Origin of the sequence: Trichocoleus sp. ST-U2 (assembly GCF_039961875.1) — a bacterium.
GTDB lineage: Bacteria > Cyanobacteriota > Cyanobacteriia > Cyanobacteriales > FACHB-T130 > FACHB-T130.
Map to the genome: position 1 here is coordinate 1 of NZ_JAMPJY010000044.1, position 21,877 is coordinate 21,877.

General features: G+C 47.5%; 12 protein-coding genes and 1 pseudogene. 8 read left to right on the forward strand and 5 right to left on the reverse strand.

Annotation, left to right across the window (positions count from 1 at the left end; genetic code table 11):
• Positions 1-239: 239 nt before the first annotated feature.
• Positions 240-626, reverse strand: a complete 387-nt coding sequence (locus NC996_RS22460) for a nuclear transport factor 2 family protein (protein WP_190687054.1) — start codon at positions 624-626, stop codon at positions 240-242.
• A gap of 150 nt (positions 627-776) precedes the next feature.
• On the reverse strand, positions 777-1,040 hold the full coding sequence (locus NC996_RS22465; RefSeq protein ID WP_199303166.1) for a nuclear transport factor 2 family protein: 264 nt from the start codon (positions 1,038-1,040) through the stop codon (positions 777-779).
• Positions 1,041-1,655: 615 nt separating this feature from the next.
• On the opposite strand from NC996_RS22465, the gene NC996_RS22470 reads away from it, so the two are divergent.
• A complete protein-coding gene (locus tag NC996_RS22470) occupies positions 1,656-5,159 on the forward strand; it encodes a PAS domain S-box protein (RefSeq protein WP_190687057.1) in 3,504 nt (1,167 codons plus the stop codon).
• A complete protein-coding gene (locus NC996_RS22475) occupies positions 5,131-5,511 on the forward strand; it encodes a response regulator (protein ID WP_190410137.1) in 381 nt (126 codons plus the stop codon). Before NC996_RS22470 ends, NC996_RS22475 begins: the two co-directional genes overlap by 29 nt.
• 177 nt (positions 5,512-5,688) lie before the next feature.
• Here the strand turns inward: NC996_RS22475 and NC996_RS22480 are convergent, their stop codons facing one another.
• Both NC996_RS22480 and NC996_RS22485 read right to left on the reverse strand, forming a co-directional pair.
• On the reverse strand, positions 5,689-6,273 hold the full coding sequence (locus tag NC996_RS22480) for a peptidoglycan-binding domain-containing protein (protein WP_190687061.1): 585 nt from the start codon (positions 6,271-6,273) through the stop codon (positions 5,689-5,691).
• Between the two features lie 691 nt (positions 6,274-6,964).
• Complete coding sequence (locus NC996_RS22485) at positions 6,965-8,008, reverse strand: M23 family metallopeptidase (protein WP_190687064.1); 1,044 nt, start codon at positions 8,006-8,008, stop codon at positions 6,965-6,967.
• A 930-nt stretch (positions 8,009-8,938) separates the two neighbouring features.
• On the opposite strand from NC996_RS22485, the gene NC996_RS22490 reads away from it, so the two are divergent.
• Positions 8,939-9,136: an NblA/ycf18 family protein gene (locus tag NC996_RS22490; RefSeq protein WP_190428799.1), complete on the forward strand. Its 198-nt coding sequence runs from the start codon at positions 8,939-8,941 to the stop codon at positions 9,134-9,136.
• A 124-nt stretch (positions 9,137-9,260) separates the two neighbouring features.
• Here the strand turns inward: NC996_RS22490 and NC996_RS22495 are convergent, their stop codons facing one another.
• A complete protein-coding gene (locus tag NC996_RS22495) occupies positions 9,261-10,337 on the reverse strand; it encodes a WGxxGxxG-CTERM domain-containing protein (RefSeq protein WP_190687067.1) in 1,077 nt (358 codons plus the stop codon).
• Between the two features lie 1,474 nt (positions 10,338-11,811).
• Between NC996_RS22495 and NC996_RS22500 the strand changes: the two are divergent.
• The 5 genes and pseudogenes from NC996_RS22500 to galT form a co-directional block, all read left to right on the forward strand.
• Positions 11,812-13,044: pseudogene (locus NC996_RS22500) on the forward strand (glycosyltransferase family 1 protein); the annotation flags it as partial.
• Positions 13,045-13,328: 284 nt separating this feature from the next.
• Positions 13,329-14,561, forward strand: coding sequence for a UDP-galactopyranose mutase (glf, locus tag NC996_RS22505; RefSeq protein ID WP_190687070.1), 1,233 nt, complete (start codon positions 13,329-13,331; stop codon positions 14,559-14,561).
• Positions 14,562-14,816: 255 nt separating this feature from the next.
• Positions 14,817-17,027: a family 1 glycosylhydrolase gene (locus NC996_RS22510; RefSeq protein WP_347277793.1), complete on the forward strand. Its 2,211-nt coding sequence runs from the start codon at positions 14,817-14,819 to the stop codon at positions 17,025-17,027.
• A 1,766-nt stretch (positions 17,028-18,793) separates the two neighbouring features.
• Positions 18,794-20,767: a glycoside hydrolase family 2 TIM barrel-domain containing protein gene (locus NC996_RS22515; protein WP_190410073.1), complete on the forward strand. Its 1,974-nt coding sequence runs from the start codon at positions 18,794-18,796 to the stop codon at positions 20,765-20,767.
• Positions 20,679-21,779 carry a galactose-1-phosphate uridylyltransferase gene (galT, locus tag NC996_RS22520; RefSeq protein ID WP_190687078.1) on the forward strand — a complete coding sequence of 367 codons (1,101 nt, stop codon included), beginning with the start codon at positions 20,679-20,681 and terminating at the stop codon, positions 21,777-21,779. Before NC996_RS22515 ends, galT begins: the two co-directional genes overlap by 89 nt.
• Positions 21,780-21,877: the final 98 nt, after the last annotated feature.

Consider the following 21,877-nt stretch of genomic DNA (forward strand, 5'->3'; position numbering starts at 1 on the left):
GTATTTCATTAGCTTTACTTATGAATTACCAGGGGTGAGCGTAGAAGACAGGTGAGCGAGCGCATAATTTCAGACCTCATATTACCCCAGCGACGACTTTTGCAAGAGGTCTACTATTTAGATGGATCGAATTATTTGTAGTTCCCCATCCTTATCTCTGTGTCAGCATTAAGTTTCGTTCCTCAAACGCCACGTCGCAAGAGTGGGGAAGCCTCCGTTTTCAGGTGGCTTCCCAACCTTTAACGCATTAAAGGACTCCCGTGGTGATGGACTAAATACCACTTTTGGGCCATTCGCTCAAAAATATTCGTTGCCATCGACTGGGCTTTAACTCTTCTGCCACCGCTGACTTGAAACACATTTTCGACAAGTACAACGTAGGCAATATTATCTCGAATCTCTGTAGTAACAATCTCTGTTTCTATTTCAATGTAACTGGTGTTTTTAAATATCTGTTCCCAGGAAGAGCGAATTTCCTTGCGGCCTTTCAGTGCTTTGCGTCCGGGGTGAATACAAAGAGTCCCTGTTCCCTGCGAACAGATTGCACTCATGGCTTCAATATCTTTTTTCTCGAAGGCTCGATAGAAAGCCTGATTTGCGGCTAATACCTCTTGCTCATCGCTCATAGTTTCCTCACCTCATTTAAATTTTGACAGAATTAATTATCATGTTCTTAACTTAGGTGTTTCAGTATCAAAATATTCACGCCAGCGAGTAATCCAACCCTCTTTGAAACTAATAACAATAACATCATCGGCTTTGTTACGACGACCAGTTTAATTTTCAGTATCTTCGTAATACCACTCAACGACTGCGCGATCGCCATCAACGATAACCTGCTGAATCTCAATTCTTACATCTGAATACTGCTGAGCAAAATGAGCGACTTCTTGCCGAATTCTCTCTTGCCCCTGCCATCGTTGACCCGGTACGATGATTTCACCGTTGGGCGTAAACAGTGCCGCTAGAGCCTCGCCGTCACGCGCAATCCAAGCGTCTCTAGCTTGCGCGATCGCTATCCGAATGTCTTCTGGATTCATAGACTGATTGGCAAACGCAACTTTGCTAAAATCTGTATTTAATAATATGAGGCTTAATCCTACCTATATAAACCATTTTAAATGAAAAAGATGTATTAATAAAATAATAAAGGCTATCGTAATTACATTTAACTTTAAAAATGTTGTTTTTTACGAACCGCAGAGGCGGCAGAGAAAACAAATACAGAGAAAATTTATAAGTTAGGCTAGGAAAGCTATGCATCCCTCCACCAGCAGAATGAGTTGATAGCAAGTTTACTAAATGATTAGAAGGCGAGCTACCCGACTTCTCTAAGAAGTCGGGTAGCTGAACCTCTAGCTCATAACTGAAATCTGATTGCTATACTATTTTGGATTGTCAAATACTTACGATTTTCCTTGTCTCTACCAGTCCGTAGCTTCAGAAAATAAAACTCAGAAAATTAAGTATGGTAACGGTCAAACAAAATGGGATTACCAACGAGGGGAATGGAGGTTATTAAAGCCTTTTCTGAGAGTATCTTATCGCCCTGCCAGAAAATTTACTTTAAGGTAGACTCAGGCTGCTAAGGAAAGAAGCTTGAGGCTGGAATTTTTAAACGTCTTTTTTACTTCAAGGGTAAGGAAAGAAGCTGGATGCTGGAATTTTTAAATGTCTTTTTTAGTTCAGGAGGGTTTATCCCTCACGGTCATTGCTACCTATGGAAGCCTGGTTTGGTGTGGCTTCATATCGTGTCCGATTCTCTAATTGCCCTTGCTTATTATTCGATCCCAGTGACGCTGTTCTACTTTGTCCGGAAGCGTCAGGATCTTCCATTTGACTGGATTTTTCTATTATTTGGCTCATTTATCATCGCCTGTGGTACCACCCATGTCATGGAGATTTGGACGCTTTGGCATCCTACCTATTGGCTATCGGGGTTCGTCAAAGCAATTACCGCTTTAGTTTCGGTGTACACGGCTGCGTCTCTGGTGCCCTTGGTTCCTAAAGCGCTTGCTCTCCCAAGCCCCGCAGTGTTGGAAGCAACGAACCGAGAACTGGAAAACCAAATCGCCTACCGCTTGCAGATAGAGGAGGCGCTGCAAGCAAGCGAAGAACGATTTCGGAGTGCCTTTGACTATGCGGCGGTGGGAATGGCGCTGGTGGCAACAGATGGACGCTGGCTGGAAGTCAATCGTTCTTTATGCGAGATCGTTGGCTATTCGGAGCAAGAATTATTGGCTAGGAACTTCCAAGCGATTACGCATCCAGACGATTTAGAAACCAATCTGGAATATATGCACCAAATGCTGGCTGGCAAGATTCAGCATTACAACGTGGAGAAGCGATACCTCCACAAACAGGGACACATTGTATGGATTTTCTTGAGTGGATCGCTAGTGCATAATGCCAAGGGTGAACCGTTGTTTACTGCTCAGATTCAAGACATCACGCAGCGCAAGTTGGCAGAAGAGGAGAGAAAGGCATCGCAAGCGCGACTGGCTGGGATTTTAGATATTGCTGAGGATGCAATTATTTCCGTAAACGAAACTCAACAAATTACCTTATTTAACCAAGGGGCGGAAAAAATATTTGGCTATACCGCCAATGAGGTAATTGGTCAGTCCCTGGATTTGCTGTTGCCAAAGCGGGCTGCGATCGCTCACCGTCAGCATATTCGCAATTTTGACACTTCTGTGGGTACCGCCCGGAAGATGGGAGAGCGCAACGAGGTTTTTGGACAGCGTAAAAATGGTGTGGAGTTTCCAGCGGAAGCTTCCATTTCTAAGCTGGAATTAGCTGGGGAAAAAATATTTACCGTAATTTTACGAGACATCACCGAACGCAAGCGGGGGGAGGAAGCTTTATCCCAACTAGCCTCGATTGTTGAGTCCTCAGAGGATGCAATCGTGGGCAAAACACTAGATGGAATCATTACCAGCTGGAACTCAGGGGCTGAACGAATCTATGGCTATACCGCCCAAGAAGTCAAGGGACAGCCAATCTCGATTCTGTTGACACCCGACCGCTTCAATGAGATGCCGTCAATTTTGGCAAGAATCAAGCAGGGAGAACGCATCCCCCCTTATGAAACCGTGCGCCTTAAAAAAGACGGCAGCCAAATTGATGTTGCCATTACGATTTCTCCAATTAAGAATCGGGTGGGTCAGGTGACGGGTGCCTCAGCGATCGCTCGTGACATTAGCGATCGCCGCGCCATAGAACGCCTCAAAGATGAGTTTGTCTCTATCGTCAGTCACGAACTGCGGACGCCCCTAACCTCGATTCGCGGTGCCCTCGGCTTGCTGGCAGGGGGTCTGCTGACTGCTAAACCGGAAAAGGCTCAACGGATGCTGGAGATTGCCGTCTCGAATACCGATCGCTTAGTGCGCCTGATTAACGACATCCTCGATATTGAGCGCATCGAGTCGGGTCAGGTAGCGATGGAAAAGCATATTTGCGATGCCGCAACTCTAATGCTTCAGGCATCAGAGGTGATGCGGGCAATGGCTGACAAAGCTGGAGTCACCCTATCCGTGTCTCCCACATCCGCCCAACTTTACGCCGATCCTGACCGGATCATCCAGACCCTGACGAACCTACTCAGCAATGCCATCAAATTCTCGCCTCCTAGCAGCAACGTCTATCTCAGCGCCGAAATTCAGCAGACCAGGGAGCCGCTTGTAGAGACGCGATTTCCCACTTCTGGAGTCGGGGAGGGTGGAACAGGGAAAGAATTTACCCCCTCACTTGCTCAACCTCTCACCCTCACAGTATTGTTCAAAGTGAAAGACCAGGGACGAGGGATTCCCGCACAGAAGCTGGAAAGCATCTTTAACCGATTCCAACAAGTTGATGCCTCTGACTCGCGCGATAAAGGTGGCACAGGTCTGGGGTTAGCAATCTGTCGCAGCATTGTGCAACAGCATGGAGGTCGTATCTGGGTCGAAAGTACGCTGAATGAAGGCAGTACCTTTTTCTTTACACTGCCCCTTTTGAGTGGTGAGACACGAATGCTGAATGCTGAGGATGAACGGGAGAATCTGTCTTTGGGAGATGTGACGACAGCTCAAGCCGAATACTCCCCTGTGGATACTCAGGACAGTGCCGTGCCCTTACCTTCGGATGCTGAGAATGCACTAGGTACGCCTCTCGTGCTGGTGTGCGATGATGAGCCTGCGGTCTGTGCTGTAGTCCAAACTTTATTAGAACAGCGCGGCTACCAAGTCAAGACGGCTTTCTCAGGTCAAGAAGCGGTAGAATTGGCGCTACAGGAGCAACCTGCGGTGATTCTGCTTGACCTGATTATGCCCGGTATGAACGGCTGGCAAACAATGGCGGTTTTGAAACAGCGACCCGATACGAGGGAAATTCCCATCGTCATTTTCAGCGTTTTATCCCCAGAGCAGAGTAATCTCCTCAAATCTTCTTTAGAGAATCAGACCTTAAGTAGCCTGCTAGATGGAAACCTTCTGCAAACCGATCTGAGTCAGTTGCAGCCGTCTGAGCCTTCAGATGCGATCGCTACCAATGCAATTGCAATGGAAAATGCAGCCAGTTCTAATATTGACAGCGCGGATTCTACAATCAACGACATTCCGCCTCAGGTATTGCTTCCACCAAACTCAGATGATGACAAGCCGCGCCCTCCTGATTTTACCGGCTGGGTTCGCAAACCCTTAAATGAAGCATCCTTATTTCAAGCGCTAGAGCAGTCGTTGCAACAGGCAAAGGTTGCTAGAGTTTTGCTGGTGGAAGACGATCTGGATCTGGCGCGGGTACTGATTGCTCGGTTTGAGCGCCACGGTTTGGAAACGATTCACGCGAAGAACGGACGCGAGGCAATTCAAAAATTAGCAAATATCAATCCCGATCTGCTAGTGCTGGATATCGTACTGCCGGAGTACGATGGTTTTGCTGTAGTAGACTGGCTGCGTCAGTGCAATCGCCTGCGCCAAATTCCAATCGTGGTATATTCTGCTAAGGATTTGAACAACGCCGAAAGAGAGCGGCTGCGGCTGGAACAAACCGAGTTTCTCACTAAAGGTCGGATTACTCCAGAACAATTTGAAGGGCGCATCATTGCCTTGCTGAATCGGATGGTTCCCAACAGGAAGGAAAACTGCAATGGTGACAACGAAGCGCATCCTGGTAATTGATGATGAAGAGGATATTCGGGAAGTGGCTCAGCTAAGCTTAGAAATGGTCGCCAGCTGGGACGTTATGACAGCGAGTTCCGGAAGGGAAGGGCTTGCCAAGGCTGAAGTTGAACCACTTGACGCCATCCTTCTAGATGTGATGATGCCCGACTGGGACGGTACAACGACTTTTCAACAGCTGCAAGCCAATCCAGTAACCCAGCACATCCCCGTGCTGTTGTTGACGGCTAAAATGCAGGCTGCTGACCAACGCCGTTTTGCTCAACTAGGAGTAAAGGCAGTAATTGCGAAACCTTTCGACCCGATGACTCTGGCAGATCAAGTTGCGAAGTCTTTAGGATGGGATATTTAACTGAGTTTTGCTACCAATCGACTGCAAACTCACCCCATCCCAAATTTGAGTGAAAACCAAAAGAATAGGGCGCACAACTGCGCCCTATTCTTGTTAAACAGTAAAATCAATTCGATGAAATGAGGTTAACTCAGCTCGTTCTAGGATAGATAGGCCAGCTTCTTAGCTAAATCTTCTCTATACTCCCAGCGCTCTGCGAGTTTGCGGTCCCACTACTCCATCTGCACGTAAGCCATTTCTCGACTGAAAATTCCGGACTGCTCTTTGAGTCACCGAACCATAATATCCAGTCGGTGAAACCCCCAAAGCTGATTGAACTTGTCGAACAGCAGAACCTCTAGAGCCTAGGCGGAGAAAGGAACCGCCAACACCAGAACCAGGATTAGAACCAGAACCTGGTCTCGTGCTGATATAGTTAGCAGCAACATAACGACCCGTAGAAAGCTTTGCATACCCGTTGCGATAAGCCACAACTGGTGCAAGTGCGGCTCCATTACGGACGCAGCTATGCACTCCGTAAGATGTGCCGGGGCCATAGCGAGCGTTAAGACAACTGCCGTTTGTATTTACAAAATACTGTGCTGCGTTGGCAGGTTTGATCTCGCTGAGACCGCCAAATAAGAAAGCTACGCCAAGTAAACCCAGCCAAGCTGAACTCGGTGGTTGCTTCCAGTTCAGCGAAAAGTCACGCAGAGTATACTCGATACCAGCTTCTGCCTCTTCATAGGTATTAGAAACATGAATGTAAGCAAGAGTTTCCATGATTTTTCTCCGTATGGTTGAGAAACACTTTGTGATGCTTCAGGATGGCTGCTGAGTTTTTCGGAAACATTTTTCGGAAACTCAGGTGATTTTTTATGAATTGTTGAGTTTCAGCCACATTAGAGGAACCTAATGTGCAATTTACTTTCTAAATGAGACGTTCAAGTGTAGCCGTTCCAAGACATACAGACAATTCAGCAATACACAAATAATGTGAACTGACAGATGGCAATTCAATCAACGAGTCAAGTTCCAGAAATATCTGGTCTATCCCCGCTTTAGAATAAATCGTTTGCTCAGTTGTCCGATCGCTGTTTTCCCGCACTGACGCACCTTCAGAAAAGTTGCATCGATGCGAGATGGTAATGCTCGTGTCGGTCAGAACGCTTTGTCTATCTGGTTAATCAATACTGTAAGGCTTTAACTCCTCACAATAGTCAAACAATAAGGTAGACATTATCGCAATCTTAAAATCTTAATTTTTTATTCAGAAAAAAGTGAAGAAAAATAAGTTTTATTAAGAAGAAGTAAAGAAAAGGCGATCGCTTTGTCACCTCCCTTGGAAAATCAGGGTAGAAAGAGCGATCGCCCATAGAGAACCTGATAGTCTATCTAGAGAAGAAATCGGGTAGCACTTTCTCTTAGCACGTTCTTTGAAGATTCGTAACCATCAGTCGTCAAACCAAAGCTTTTAGAACCGTGAAATCTTCAAAGAACCGTTAAAAGGCTCAGAACGGAGCTGACGACCATTTCGCCAAACTTCTACTCCGCGTGGACTAATAAAATAAGAATAACTGCCGTTATCCGCTTGATACCGATCCTGCCCAACACGCCAAGCAGCAAGCTGCATCGAAGCGCTCGGTTGTTGCTTTAATTGCCCCATATAAAACAATTGACCATTTTCCCGACAAACTTTCACCAGAGAGCTTGCCGTCTCACCTTCAATCAAGGGGTTGCCGCATTGATTGAAAGTCGCAGCAACAGCATAAGTCGCTGGTGCCGGAGTCACTGCAATCGGTTGCAGTGGTTTGGGTGCGATCGCGCGCGGTACTCGAAGAGAGTTCCCTTGCTGACGACCCCCAGAATAAACATTTAGATTCGGGTAAAGTTTGGTGTTGCCTCTCGTGTCCGCGTTGTTGCGTACAGTCTGAGAAACCACTGGAGGCGGATCAATCGGTTTAGGCGCAGCGGTTGCTGTTTGCGGCGGTGGAATCCTGCCTGCGACTAAAGAGGGCAATCCGGCAGCCGGGTCAACCGCTAGACGACCATCAGGATGATACTCAAAGTGGAGATGAGGGCCTGTACTATTCCCTGTCGAACCCATCTCAGCAATTACTTGACCCTGAGTAACTTGTTGACCTTTACTCACCAAAAGACGACTATTGTGACCATACACCGTGTGGCTTCCATCAGGATGCTGGATTTCTATTACGTTGCCTAATCCCCATCCCGAATCATCACGACCAGCTTTGATGACTGTACCCGATGCGGCAGCAACAATCGGAGTTCCAGTGCTATTAGCAATATCAATTCCTTCATGATAAGTATTAAAGCCTTGAGTGAGATTCCCTTGAGTGGGCCATATTAAGCCAGAAGCAAGGGAGGGATGACCTTGAGTAGCGGAATAGTCTTTTGCTTGACTCAAGAGGCAGAAACTTGTCCCTAGCATGGTGGCGCATGAGATAACGCCAATTAAGCCATATTTACGGAATTGAGAAATAGCGAGTTGTTTCATTAGATCAGAGCCTGGAAGAAGAAGGGTCTAGGAAGCCTTTTTGTTATCTGTTGGCTTCAGCTTTGAGCTAGCTATATCAGGACAATCGCTATGTAGATTAGGGATACCCGTTTAAGGGGGACAGTAGAACCCCCTCCTCTTATCTTCAGAGGCAAACCTGCATCTCCCAATCCCTCCCGGCTGATGGTGAGGGGCGCTCGGTTTGATAACCTACGCTGCTAGCGAGTCACTAAACCTGGCTGACAAGTAGTTATATTTTGTGCTGTTCGCTTGGAGTTGAGCTTTCGGACAGGTCTATAGATGAAGGAACTTGTTATTTAGTTTAAGTGGATATTTTCTATTAGAAGGGTTGCTTAGAAGTATGTTCCTTGTTTGGGGATAGATCCAAAAATGGTCAAAAGCATTAATAAATGGCTTAATTTGTGCAGATTCGCTTTAATTCAGGAATTAGCGCTTTTCATTTGAAGCGAATACGGCAGAATAACCTAACCTTCTAGCCTTCCTTCCCTAAGATGGCTATCCTTTACCCATCACTGCGGAAACAGAGTTTATTTTTTTTGTGTTCTGTAAAAAAGTTCAGATAGCTCCGATAGTGACAAAGGACTCTCTCAATCTGACACGCAAGCAGATGGGTATTATCCAACTTTAGTCTGCTCGTGCTGCCCTTCACTCTCCGACAGCTCAAACAGCCTGAGTGCAAAGAAGTGTTAGATATTTGGCTAATCCTTATTGAATAAATCTATCGGATTATTTCTTAAGGAAATTAAAGTTACATCGGGTGGAAGAGGAAGCTGCAAACTTGAAAATGATATTTTGTAATTGTCAGGCAACAAAAGAAGTTTAAATAAACTGGTTCATTTAGCTTCATTCTCAGACACATATCAATTACTTAACTTTAGTTTTTGGCCTAGTTGGGCACAGGAGAATATTATGGAACGCCCCATTGAATTGTCTTTAGAGCAAGAATTTAGCCTAATTTCTTTTGCAGATCAAGTGCAGCATATGTCTCGCGAGCAAGCTCAACAATTTTTGGTTCAGCTACATAAGCAAATGATAATTCGAGACAATATCTATCAGAACCTGCTGAAGCATCAATGGGGGCTGGATTCAATTCTGGGATCTGTGTAAAGCTTGAAAGCGATCGCCTAAACTTTCCTAAATTTTGAAAAATTACATATATATGAGTAAAGCCCTGGTTTACAGCCAGGGCTTTGTTGTTAGCTTTGGTTTTTAAATACTTGCACGCCTTGATTTAACGCTGACGTGCAGTTTCATGGTTCTGCTTACGGAACAGATTAGCTAGACCGATTAGACCCAGCAAGCCTAACCAGCCCCAACTGGAGTTGCGATCGCCTCTTGCAGACTGAACTCCTTGGTAAGAAGTGGTGTCTGTAGTAGCGCCGTTGGGAGTTGTGCTACCGGGAACCGTAGTTGTGTCTGAAGTAGTGCCTCCAGGCGTCGTAGTCGTGGCGTCAGGAGCAGCGGTAGTCCCTGTTGCACCCCCAGGCGTTGTGACTGTGCCGTAAGGAGCAGTAGAAGTCCCTGAAGTAGTGCCACCTGCACCCGTGGTACCGGAAGTAGCACCTGCACCCGTGGTACCAGAAGTTGCGCCACCTGCTCCTGTGGTACCGGCAGTTCCGCCACCGATGCCAGTGGTACCAGGAGTTGCACCGCCTGCGCCTGTGGTACCGGCAGTTCCGCCACCGATGCCAGTGGTACCGGAAGTTGCTCCACCCGCGCCCGTTGTCCCGGCAGTTCCGCCACCGATGCCAGTGGTACCGGAAGTTGCGCCACCCGCGCCCGTTGTCCCGGCAGTTCCGCCACCGATGCCAGTAGTACCAGCAGTTCCGCCACCGATGCCAGTAGTACCAGAAGTTGCGCCACCCGCGCCCGTTGTCCCGGCAGTTCCGCCACCGATGCCAGTAGTACCAGCAGTTCCGCCACCGATGCCAGTGGTACCGGAAGTTCCGCCACCCGCGCCCGTTGTCCCGACAGTTCCGCCACCGCCTGCACCTGTAGTACCGGCAGTTCCGCCACCGATGCCAGTGGTACCAGAAGTTGCACCGCCTGCGCCTGTAGTACCGGCAGTTCCGCCACCGATGCCAGTAGTACCAGAAGTTGCACCGCCTGCGCCTGTGGTACCGGCAGTTGCACCGCCTGCACCCGTCGTACCAGAAGTTGCGCCACCTGCACCCGTACCAGTACCGGAAGCTGAACCACCAGCACCACCGCCTGTTTGGGCAACAGAAGGCAGAGTTAAGGGTAGAGCCGCTACAGTGAGGGCAAAGGTACTTGCAAAAAGAACTTTGGACAAATTAGAAGGTTTCATCGTAGTGGTTTTTCTTATTCTCTAGAACTCTGCGATTTGTTATTATTCAAAAACAGTCTTGTTAACTTCATGGTCAGCTAAATTACGAAGACTGGATATACTTCCCGCTCATGAAGTCCCGATCTAGGACGATCGTGGTTTAGAATACGGGTCTGGAATTACCAGAGCGTTTTGCTATTCTCCTCAGATGCGATCGCTCTTAGGAAGAATAACTGCCATCAGTTCTCTTTACTTCTACCAGAGGAACAGACCCACCTCTCCCTGAAGGATTGACTTTACTTTAAGCCAGTGTGTGCTTAAGAATACAAACAGTTCTATGGGGAGCTATGCTATGCTATGCTTCTCCCGATAGCACAGCAGATAAGCTTAGTGATTAGTTGAGACTGTGTCATCGAGGGGAAAATATTTTCCTTTCGTTATTAACTTTCCTTGGCTATTTTCCCCTTTCATCCATCTGCTTTACAGTTTCTCTGAGCAAGCGATCGCTCAACGCTCAGTTTGTAAAACAGAGTCAAGATTCATCACTCCCTTTGGGAGGTTCGCCAAATTCTCCTAGAGAAGTTACTATCTACTGTTCAGTAACTTTGCAGAAGGCCTTTCGAGGCAATTCCTCGAAGTATACTCCACGCTCAATAAAAATTATTAATATATTATTAAGGTTTTTATTTAAAGCCTAAATAAGATATTTTCTTTAGTAGCTTTAGCTATTAAAATACTTACGAAAAACTTTTGCACACCTTTTGTATTTGCTACTAAAGGTGATACATAAAGCATAAATTATATAAATTTAGTGCTGTATTTTTTTAGGATACAAGCATTTAATTCACCTTTATTCAATCCATTTAGAGCGATCGCTAAGCGCACAGCTTCGGCGAACATAACTCTTATTGAATAACCTAAAACGCAAGCACCTAAAATGATAAACCGGCGTAAAACCAAATTACGTGAGATTACGTGCGCTCGTTACTGAAGCTACTACAGCCATCGAATAGGGATGCAATAATGCTGCTACTTGGAAGCATTGTCTTCTAAGTCCTGCAACCCACCCGCATCTCTTGTTTACTCCCATTAAAAGTCACTATACTTAGGTATTTTGTATTATTTAGCACAAACTAATTTAACATTAAATTTATTCTTTAGGAAGAAGTCGCGTCATTCCTCTGGTAGAAGCTAGAACTCAACAATAGCTATTATTTTTTTAGCAGTGGCAGCAAATTCCTTCTCCAGGCAGAAGCGGATGGTAATAAAACCCGATAAATTAAGCAGAAGTGCGAAGTCAATAAAACTGCTTTAGAGTCGCAAAAAGGGTAAACAAGGCAGGAAAACATCATTTCTAGCTGCTTTTTGTAGTTATAGCTAGGAATTAATTTTAAGTGTTCTTTTCACTTCAAGGCTTTCCACTTTGTTCTTCTTTGTGTGTAGGTAGGCGATTCTGAAAGCTTAAATCCAATCTACGAAATATCTGAGGCTATTTATGTCCCAGCCCAAAAATTTGATAAAGAATAGTGTGAGTAATGGTGGGGCATGGGAGATACAGTTCTCCATAAAAGATGCACTTGAGTCTCCCTCAGCGAGTGCATTTCCAACATTACAGTCGGATGGTTCTGATTCCTTGTCAAATACACCGGCGCTCATTTGTTTGTCGCATTTGCGTTGGGATTTTGTCTACCAACGACCGCAACATCTCTTGAGTCGCTGTGCAAAGCAGCGAAGAGTATTCTTCATTGAAGAACCGATTTTCAGTTCCGATCCATCTTGGCGGCTGGATGTTAGCCTCCGCGAGAGTGGTGTCTCGGTGGTGGTGCCTTACTTGAGCGAAGGAATGAGTGAGGAAGAAATCATTGCTGCTCAAAAGGGGATGCTCGATGATTTGTTAGCACAAGCGCAGATCCGCGAGTATATCCTGTGGTATTACACACCGATGGCGATCGCGATCGCAGACCACTTAGATCCTTTAGTCGTTGTCTACGACTGTATGGATGAGCTATCTGCATTTAAGGGAGCGCCACCCGTGATGATTGAGCGCGAAGCCGAACTCTTTAAACGTGCAGATTTGGTATTTACAGGCGGACAGAGCCTTTACGAAGCCAAGCGCAACCAGCACCCGAATGCCCACGCCTTCCCCAGTAGCATCGAGAGAGCGCACTTTGCACAAGCAAAAACTCTGACAGAGGAACCAGCAGATCAAAAAAATATTCCCCACCCGCGTCTGGGATTCTATGGGGTAATTGATGAGCGCATGGATCTGGAACTGCTGAGTGGCATGGCCCAAGCGCGACCTGACTGGCATCTGGTTATCATTGGCCCAGTCGTCAAAATAGACCCCAAAGAGCTGCCCCAACATCCCAATCTTCACTATCTGGGTGGGAAGTCTTATCAAGAATTGCCTGCATATCTTGCTGGGTGGGATGTAGCGTTGTTGCCTTTTGCTCGTAACGAGTCAACCCGCTTTATTAGCCCTACCAAAACTCCAGAATACCTCGCCGCTGGGAAGCCAGTTGTATCTACCTCGATCCGGGATGTCGTTCGTCCTTACGGAGAGATGGGTTTAGTGCAGATTGCAGATACCGTCGCAGATTTCGTCGCCGCAGCCGAAGCAGCAATCGAGCAAAATTACGATCGGTCGGCATGGCTGAGTCAGGTGGATGCTTTCTTAGCGCAGAATTCGTGGGATTCCACTTGGGCGCGGATGATGCAACTGATTGAGGGTGTAATGAACGACACGAGTGTATCTCAAGAATTGCGCGATCGCGTTGCCAAAACTTCAGCGTCTCAAATGGACGAGCGTGCAGGAGTTACCTCGGTTAACAAACCTCAACAAACATCCTGAGCTAGTCCGCTCAAAGCGAATCAGGACTGGTTTTTGGTTGATTTTCTGACTTTTCAGTTTTTCAATTTTTACTTTCTACCCAAGGGTAGCCGTTTCATTTTTCCCTTACTCCCGTAAGGGTTTCACCGCCATATTTCTATTAAATAAGCGAGGCTTTTAGAATGTTCGATTATCTTATTGTGGGTGCAGGGTTCGCTGGAAGTGTCCTTGCAGAGCGGCTGGCGACTCAGTCGGGCAAGAAGGTTCTAGTGGTTGACAAGCGATCGCACATTGGCGGCAATGCTTACGATCATTACGATGATGCGGGCGTTCTGGTACACAAATACGGCCCTCACATCTTTCATACCAACTCCCGCGAAGTCTTTGAGTACCTTTCCAACTTCACCGAATGGCGCTCTTACGAACACCGCGTTTTGGCGAGTGTAGACGGTCAACTGGTACCCATGCCCATCAACCTCGACACCGTTAATAAACTTTACGGACTGAGTCTCACCTCCTTTCAACTCGAAGAATTTTTCGCCTCGGTTGCTGAGAAAAAAGAACAGATCCGTACCAGCGAAGATGTAGTTGTCAGCAAAGTAGGGCGGGAATTGTACGAAAAATTCTTCCGGAACTACACGCGCAAACAATGGGGAATCGATCCCTCGGATCTCGATAAGTCAGTCACCTCACGGGTGCCTACCCGCACCAATCGAGACGATCGATATTTCACCGATAGCTATCAAGCGATGCCATTGCACGGCTATACCCGGATGTTCGAGAAGATGTTGTCTCATCCGAACATCAAAATCATGCTGAACACCGATTATCGGGAAATTCAGAAAGTCATTCCGTACCGGGAAATGATTTACAGCGGGCCTGTTGATGCTTACTTCGATTACCGCTATGGAAAGCTTCCCTACCGTTCCCTTGAATTCAAGCATGAAACGCACAACAAGCCTGTGCATCAATCAGCGCCAGTCGTAAACTACCCCAATGAGCATTTATACACGCGCATCACTGAGTTCAAGTATCTGACCGGACAAGAACACAGTAAAACTAGCATTGTTTACGAGTACCCCCAGGCAGAGGGAGATCCTTACTACCCAGTACCGCGGCCAGAAAATGCCGAACTCTACAAGAAATACAAGGCATTGGCTGATGCAACCCCGGGGGTACATTTTGTCGGACGCTTGGCGACCTACAAGTATTACAACATGGATCAATGCGTGGCTCAGGCGCTCACGGTTCACAAACAGATTGGCACGAAACAAGAACCAATCACTTTAGAACCTGTGGAAGCGAGAAGCAACTACACCCAGAATGTTTCTCTCAGTGAAATCGTTGAACAACGCCCGCAGACAGAAGTTGCAACTACAAACGGAAACGGTCACGGAAAAGCCGTCAGTCATTAGTCAGTAGTCAACAGTCATTAGTCATTAGGGATTTGCTAATGACTAATGCTTGCTTGAATCATTTTTACTGCCATGCCATGAACGATGAATAAAACATCGGAAACAATAGCCATGAGTCATGGGCTACTGACACTTCATGCACAAGTTATTCGGGGGTGAGGAATGATAAGAGCAGCCTTAAGTAAAGAACTAATCATTAGCAATTCTGAACGAACTCAAAACTCAAAGCCCAAAACTCAAAACTCTAAATTGGAGATGTGGGCTGGAGTAGAGTGTACCGTTAACCGCGTAGGCGATCGCTATTTCAACCAGTTGGAACGAAACGGTCACAAAACGCGCTTAAGTGACCTCAATTTGTTTGCCGAACTCGGCGTAAGTGCCATTCGCTACCCGATCCTCTGGGAATTAACTGCCCCTGATGGGCCAGATAGCGCCGATTGGTCTTGGGCGGATGAACGACTGGGACGTTTGCGCGAACTCGGTATCCGTCCCATTGTCGGTTTAGTTCACCACGGCAGTGGCCCTCGTCATACAAGCCTGGTGAATCCCACCTTTGCCTCTGGGCTTGCCCAGTTCGCCGAAGCCGTTGCCCAACGCTATCCGTGGGTGGAAAATTACACCCCTGTTAACGAGCCGCTCACGACAGCGCGTTTTAGCGGATTATACGGTCACTGGTATCCTCACGGTCGGGATAGTTTAACTTTCTTGCAGGCATTGCTGACGCAACTCCGCGGCACAATCCTGTCAATGCAGGCCATTCGCCAAGTTAACCCAGACGCAAAGCTGGTGCAAACCGAGGACTTGTGCAAGGTGTTCAGCACGCCACAGATGGCGTACCAAGCAGAGTTTGAAAATGAGCGTCGCTGGCTGAGTTTCGATCTGCTGTCTGGTCGCCTCAATCCCGATCGCCCGATGTGGCAATATCTATGTAAAGTTGGAATTCCTGAAGCTGAACTGGAGTGGTTTTTAGAAAATCCCTGCCCGCCAGACATTATTGGGATTAACCACTACTTAACGAGCGATCGCTTTCTGGATGAGCGCCTAGAACGCTATCCCCAATGGACGCATGGGGGAAATGGGCGGCAGCAGTACGCAGATGTCGAGGCAGTGCGGGTGCGTGCTGAAGGAATCGCCGGACCCTACACGCTGATCAAAGAGACATGGGAACGCTACGGCTTGCCAATTGCGGTCACTGAAGTCCATCACGGTTGCACCCGCGAGGAACAACTGCGCTGGGTTAAAGAGGTGTGGGAAGCAGCAACCCGTCTGCGTTCCGAAGGCATCGATCTGCGGGCTATCACCGCTTGGTCGCTCCTCGGTTCTTATGACTGGACTAGCTTGGTAACAAAAGATAACGGTCATTACGAGCCTGGGGTGTTCGACTTGCGATCGCCCGAACCCCGCCCAACTGCGATCGCCCATATGCTGCGCGAGTTGGCACGCGGCGAGATGCCTCACCATCCCCTTTTGGATGTGCCAGGATGGTGGCATAGAAACCAGCGACTGCTCTATCCACCCGTTGCGGAGAGCAACGGCGCAGAGGTGCAGAGGCACAAAAACCCAGAAACGCACCTCAGTCCTCAGTACCTAAGCACCTCAACACCTGTCCGTTCTTCCTCACCGCGTCCGCTCGCCATTATTGGAGCGAGAGGCACGCTGGGGAAAGCTTTTGCTCGAATTTGCGACATCCGGGGTATCCCCTATCACCTCCTTAACCGTCAGGAACTGGATATTGCCGATCCTGCCTCGGTTAAGCGGGTACTGGCTGAACTCAAGCCTTGGGCGGTTGTAAATGCGGCTGGATACGTTCGCGTAGATGATGCGGAGCGCGAACCGGATGCTTGTCTGCGCGAAAACGCAGTTGGCCCAGCAACTCTTGCGGCTGCTTGCGCGATGCAGAAAGTGGCGTTGCTCACCTTCTCATCGGATCTGGTATTTGATGGAACTGGTGTTGCTCCTTATGTGGAGAGCGATGCTGTTGCACCGCTCAATGTGTATGGACGCAGTAAAGTAGAAGCTGAGTCGCAAGTTCTAAAGTTTCATCCCTCGTCGCTCGTCGTCCGCACCAGCGCCTTCTTCGGGCCGTGGGACGAGTACAACTTTATTACAATGGCGCTCCGCACCCTAGCGGCAGGAAAACCCTTTATTGCGGCAGAAGATTCGGTCGTTTCACCGACCTACGTTCCGGATCTGGTCAATGCCAGCCTTGACCTCTTAATTGATAGCGAGAACGGTTTGTGGCACATTGCGAACCCTGGTGAGAGTTCTTGGGCAGATTTGGCACGGTTTGCTGCAAAGAAAGCTGGTTTCGATGCTACCCGAATTGAAGCTTGTCCCATGCAAGCGCTGAGGCTATTGGCACCACGCCCAATCTACAGCGTTCTGGGCAGCGAACGAGGGGTACTGTTGCCGTCGCTGGAAAATGCGATCGCCCGCTACTTCCAAGAATCCAAAATTTCCCTGTAAAAATCGATACTTTAACCCACTCTAAGGTGGGCACTGCTCACCTTAGTCCATTTACCCATTGAGGTTTTTAAGATGAGCATTCTTTTTAAAATCGTTAAATCCCCAGACATTTTTGATAGCTCTAGAGCAGCTCAGTTTCATCAAGAAATTGAGAATCTGATCGACGCAGGAGTCAAATTTGTTCTCCTCGATCTCAAAAATGTCACTTTTATCAGTAGTTCTGGCTTAATGGCTCTTGTTTCAATGGTGAGGCTTACCCGCTCCGCGGGTTGCAAAATTTTACTTTATTCCAAGAGCGAACAGGTTAGGATTTTATTGGAGATGACGGGTTTAGATCAGGTTTTGGAAACCTTTAATAAGTCAGAAGGATTTCAAAGTTTAGGAAGCTTAACGCGAGCTAATGTTAATCCTATATCAGAAACCTTGTCAAAGTCAGCATATTCACCAAAGCTGAAATCTACCAGCTCGCCTGTCCAGCCTGCTTCGGCTCGTTAAATCGTTAAGTTTTCGCGATTCTTCTCCAAAATGGGAGCGTGTGTTCCTGAAGGATGAACGCAGCAAAATTATTACTCTTTTGCTTCTAACAATGCCTGACAAGCGTTGTGCTAACGTATCCTACTCTTGAGAAAAGGTACGTTATCAATGAAGCAACAGTAATATACTCTTTCTGCGAACGGCAAATAACCCAATTTAATAACATCTCCCAATTTTCTTAATTGCAACCATCACAGTTATCCTGACATAACGCCGGATTTACGATTCTGACCAATCCAAATTTTTTCCATTAGGCAGAGAGAGTGCATTTGGGCGAATATCTTCGCTCACATCACTGGAAAAATCCCGCCATAAATCTTAACGATCTGCCGTCGATCGATTTGATTCTACTCTCGCAAATGCACAAAGCTCGTTTCGAGTGCATTGCAGAGCAAAAACTGAATACAAACATTCCCATCATATCTTCCCTTTCCGCAACTGCTACAATTAATAAAGAAGGGAGTTTAATGCAACCTAATCTGCTCAAAACTTGGAACCTTTAACTGTTACCAAGGGGAATGTTGATTTTTAGCTTAAGTCGATGCCTGGAAGACACGGGTCGATGCTCCTCACAGCCGTACTACCACCTGTTATGCGAGTCTGCTAAAGCTTCAACCTGCTTCTGGGAAGACGGCATTTCGTCTCTTTATTACTGGCAATACCTTCGCTAACCAACAACTGAAAGAAATTCCTCGACAGTATTCGGATATCGATTTGGTTTTGCTGCACTTGTATGGAACAAAAGCATTCGCAATTCGTCTGATAATCGATGCCAAGCAAGGCGTTAAGGCAATTCAATAAATTGTTCTTTCTATGCCATCCCAATTCACTCCAACGATTACACGAATTTTAAATCGTCGTTAGAGGATTTTATGCAAGCGATTACGGCAACGGAACTCAAACAAAAAGTTACGTATCTGAGTCACGATAAGACTTACAATTTTGAGGCGTCGATAACACAGTAGCCGGATATGTGGTACAGAGGCAACGTACCTCGCTCCGGAAAAGATTGGCAAATGGATGTAGTAATAACGATAGGCATTACTTATCGTATTAATGGCATTAAACAGTCTTGGTTCTTAAACTGTATTTTTGCTAGAAAAAAATAACCTTAAATCCCTGAAATCCAGACTGTGTAGACATTTAAAAAATTTTATAGAAAAACACTTAAAAGAGTTAGTACTCAGATATTTATGGGTACTCTAGAAATATAACCTTGGATAGATGACTATATGCACTCTTTGGGGAAATGGCTGGAGAATTGTTATATCGCGTCTGGCGGCGCTACTCAGTCTAATTTTGACCAGTTCGACAGAGCATATCCGCGTCCGCAGTTACAGCGATCGCATTGGATTTGTCTCAACGGTCCGTGGAAGTTTACTTATGACGATGAGGGGAAGATAACTCGACCCTCAGATGTTTCCGGGTGGACGCATACAATTGAAGTTCCCTTCGCGCCAGAATCCTCAAAAAGTGGCATTGGCGACACAGGGTTTCACCCGAACTGCTGGTATGAGCGAGAATTTAACATTGTTAAGGGTGCAGGTCGGGTGCTGCTTCACTTCGGGGCGGTAGATTATCGCGCCCGCGTGTGGATCAACGGTCAATTTATGGCTGACCATGAAGGCGGACATACTCCCTTCAGCATCGATATTACGCCAGTATTTAATGAGAACGGACCGCAGCGGGTAACAGTGTGGGCGCAAGACGACCCCCAAGACTTGGCAAAACCTCGTGGTAAGCAAGATTGGCAACTGGAACCGCACAGTATTTGGTACCCGCGCACCACTGGGATTTGGCAGACCGTTTGGGCGGAGATCGTTCCTTCTACTTATATTGAGCGCATCCGCTGGACACCGCACTTTGAGCGTTGGGAAATTGGCTTTGAAGCTTTTGTTGCAGGTGACCAGTGCGATGGCATCGAGGTAAAGGTAAAACTAACCGTTGGCTGCCAGTTGCTAGTCAACGATACCTATGAAGTAATTCACGGAGAGATTCACCGACGGATTGCCCTTTCTGACCCTGGTATTGACGACTACCGCAACGAATTGCTTTGGAGTCCAGAAAAGCCAACTCTGATCGATGTTGAAGTGCAGTTGTGGTCTAATGGCGAGTTGCTGGATGAAATCAAGTCTTATACCGCAATGCGGACGGTGGGAATCCAGCGCGATCGCTTTATGCTCAATGGTCGTCCCTACTATCTGCGACTGGTTCTAGACCAAGGCTATTGGCCTGAAACTCTGATGACCGCACCTTCCGATGAAGCGTTGCGGCAAGATGTTGAGCTAGTCAAAGCAATGGGATTCAACGGGGTTCGCAAGCACCAGAAGATTGAAGACCCCCGCTTCTTGTATTGGGCAGATGTGCTAGGACTGATGGTTTGGGAAGAAATGCCCAGCGCCTATCGCTTCTCTCCTAAAGCGGTGGAACGGATTACCAAGGAGTGGACTGAGGTCATTGAACGCGATGCCAGCCATCCTTGCATTGTCGTCTGGGTGCCCTTCAACGAATCTTGGGGTGTTCCCGATTTGACAGCGACAGCAGCCCACCAGCACTGCGTCCAAGCACTGTATCATTTGACCAAGACTCTCGATCCAACTCGTCCAGTCATCGGTAACGACGGTTGGGAAAGTGCGGCGACCGATATTTTGGCTATCCACGACTACGATAATAAGCCGACTCGGATGGCAAAACGCTACGGTCCAGAAGTGAAGCTATCAGACCTTTTCGATCGCCAACGTCCGGGTGGGCGGGTTCTGACGCTGGATGGCTATCCTCATCAAGGACAGCCGATTATGCTGACTGAGTTTGGCGGTATTGCTTATGCGGGTCGGGAAGATAAAAAAGCTTGGGGATATGTGCGTTCCCATGATGTCTCCGAACTGCAAATCCGGTATACGGCGCTACTAGATGTGGTGAACCGAGTCGAGTTATTTAGCGGTTTTTGTTACACCCAGTTGACCGATACCTACCAAGAAGCGAACGGACTGCTATATGCCGACCGGACTCCGAAATTTCCTATCGAAGCGATCGCATATGCAACTCTAGGCAGGGGTGAGGAAGACGAAGAGGACGTTATGCTCACAACAGTTAAAGCTGCATTGGGGCAAGAAAACAATGTATTCCCAGGAGCTGTTGAAGCCGGATGGTCGCAAGCTGATTCTATACAGCAGATTCCCCATTGCGGAGGAAATTACAGCCACTAGCCCTAGTAATGAGCCAGTGCAGGCGAATCCTCACCTGCGCTGGCATCCGTTGCGGGGCGAATGGATTGCTTATGCAAGTCACCGTCAGGGGCGGACTTTTATGCCGCCCCCAGAATACAATCCGTTAGCACCTACCAAAGATCCTCAGTTTCCGACGGAACTCCCGCAGGGGAAATATGATATGGCGGTGTTCGACAACCGCTTTCCCTCAATGGCTTTGGGGGCGCACAATCCACCCGCTAGCATTGTGCAGACTCTCCCAGCAAACGGCGCGTGCGAAGTGGTCGTATTTACGCAAGATCCGCAAGCTTCCCTCAGTTCTTTAGAACTGGATCAATTAGAGTTATTGTTGCAAGTTTGGGGCGATCGCACTCGCGCTTTAGGCGAAATGCCCCAGATTCAGTATGTACTGCCTTTTGAGAATAAAGGGGTCGAAATGGGGGTGACTTTACAGCATCCCCACGGGCAAATCTACGCTTATCCCTTTGTTCCACCCGTCCCAGCGCGGATGTTAGAGAGGCAACATGCGTATTATCAGGAACATCAGCGGGGTTTGCTGCAAGATTTGATCCAAAAAGAGATTTTGGATAATCAGCGAATTATTTATCTGGATGAGGAAGCGATCGCATTTGTCCCCGCTTTTGCCCGTTACCCTTACGAAGTCTGGATTGCCCCGATTCAGCCCACCGCTACATTTGTGGATCTGACAGATGGGCAGCGCCAAGGACTCGCCAAAGCCTTAAAAACGGTCACTCTCAAGTATGACGGTTTGTGGAATCGTCCTTTCCCTTACTTGATGGCGTGGTTCCAAGCACCTACCGATGGAAATCCGCACCCAGAAGCGCATCTGCACGCAGAGTTGTATCCTCCCTATCGGACTCAGGATCGGCTTAAGTACCTGGCGGGAACCGAACTAGCCGCAGGTATGTTTGCCAATGATGCGCTTCCGGAGGAGAAGGTGAAGGAGTTGCAAGCTGTCGTCATCACACTTGAGAATCCTGTGCGGTTGTGAATCAAAACTTAACCCCCGAATCCCTTCGTTTGCAGGGAAGGGGCAAGAACTTCAGTTTCCTCCCCGTTTCCGGGAGGGGCTGGGGGAGGAATTTCCTG

Excerpts from the sequence above, each read along its gene's own strand:
- NC996_RS22460 (WP_190687054.1), bottom strand. The coding sequence starts at position 626 with ATGAGCGATGAGCAAGAGGTATTAGCCGCAAATCAGGCTTTCTATCGA.
- NC996_RS22465 (WP_199303166.1), bottom strand. The coding sequence starts at position 1,040 with ATGAATCCAGAAGACATTCGGATAGCGATCGCGCAAGCTAGAGACGCT.
- NC996_RS22470 (WP_190687057.1), top strand. The coding sequence starts at position 1,656 with ATGCTGGAATTTTTAAATGTCTTTTTTAGTTCAGGAGGGTTTATCCCT.
- NC996_RS22480 (WP_190687061.1), bottom strand. The coding sequence starts at position 6,273 with ATGGAAACTCTTGCTTACATTCATGTTTCTAATACCTATGAAGAGGCA.
- NC996_RS22485 (WP_190687064.1), bottom strand. The coding sequence starts at position 8,008 with ATGAAACAACTCGCTATTTCTCAATTCCGTAAATATGGCTTAATTGGC.
- NC996_RS22490 (WP_190428799.1), top strand. The coding sequence starts at position 8,939 with ATGGAACGCCCCATTGAATTGTCTTTAGAGCAAGAATTTAGCCTAATT.
- NC996_RS22495 (WP_190687067.1), bottom strand. The coding sequence starts at position 10,337 with ATGAAACCTTCTAATTTGTCCAAAGTTCTTTTTGCAAGTACCTTTGCC.
- glf (WP_190687070.1), top strand. The coding sequence starts at position 13,329 with ATGTTCGATTATCTTATTGTGGGTGCAGGGTTCGCTGGAAGTGTCCTT.
- NC996_RS22510 (WP_347277793.1), top strand. The coding sequence starts at position 14,817 with ATGTGGGCTGGAGTAGAGTGTACCGTTAACCGCGTAGGCGATCGCTAT.
- NC996_RS22515 (WP_190410073.1), top strand. The coding sequence starts at position 18,794 with ATGCACTCTTTGGGGAAATGGCTGGAGAATTGTTATATCGCGTCTGGC.
- galT (WP_190687078.1), top strand. The coding sequence starts at position 20,679 with ATGTATTCCCAGGAGCTGTTGAAGCCGGATGGTCGCAAGCTGATTCTA.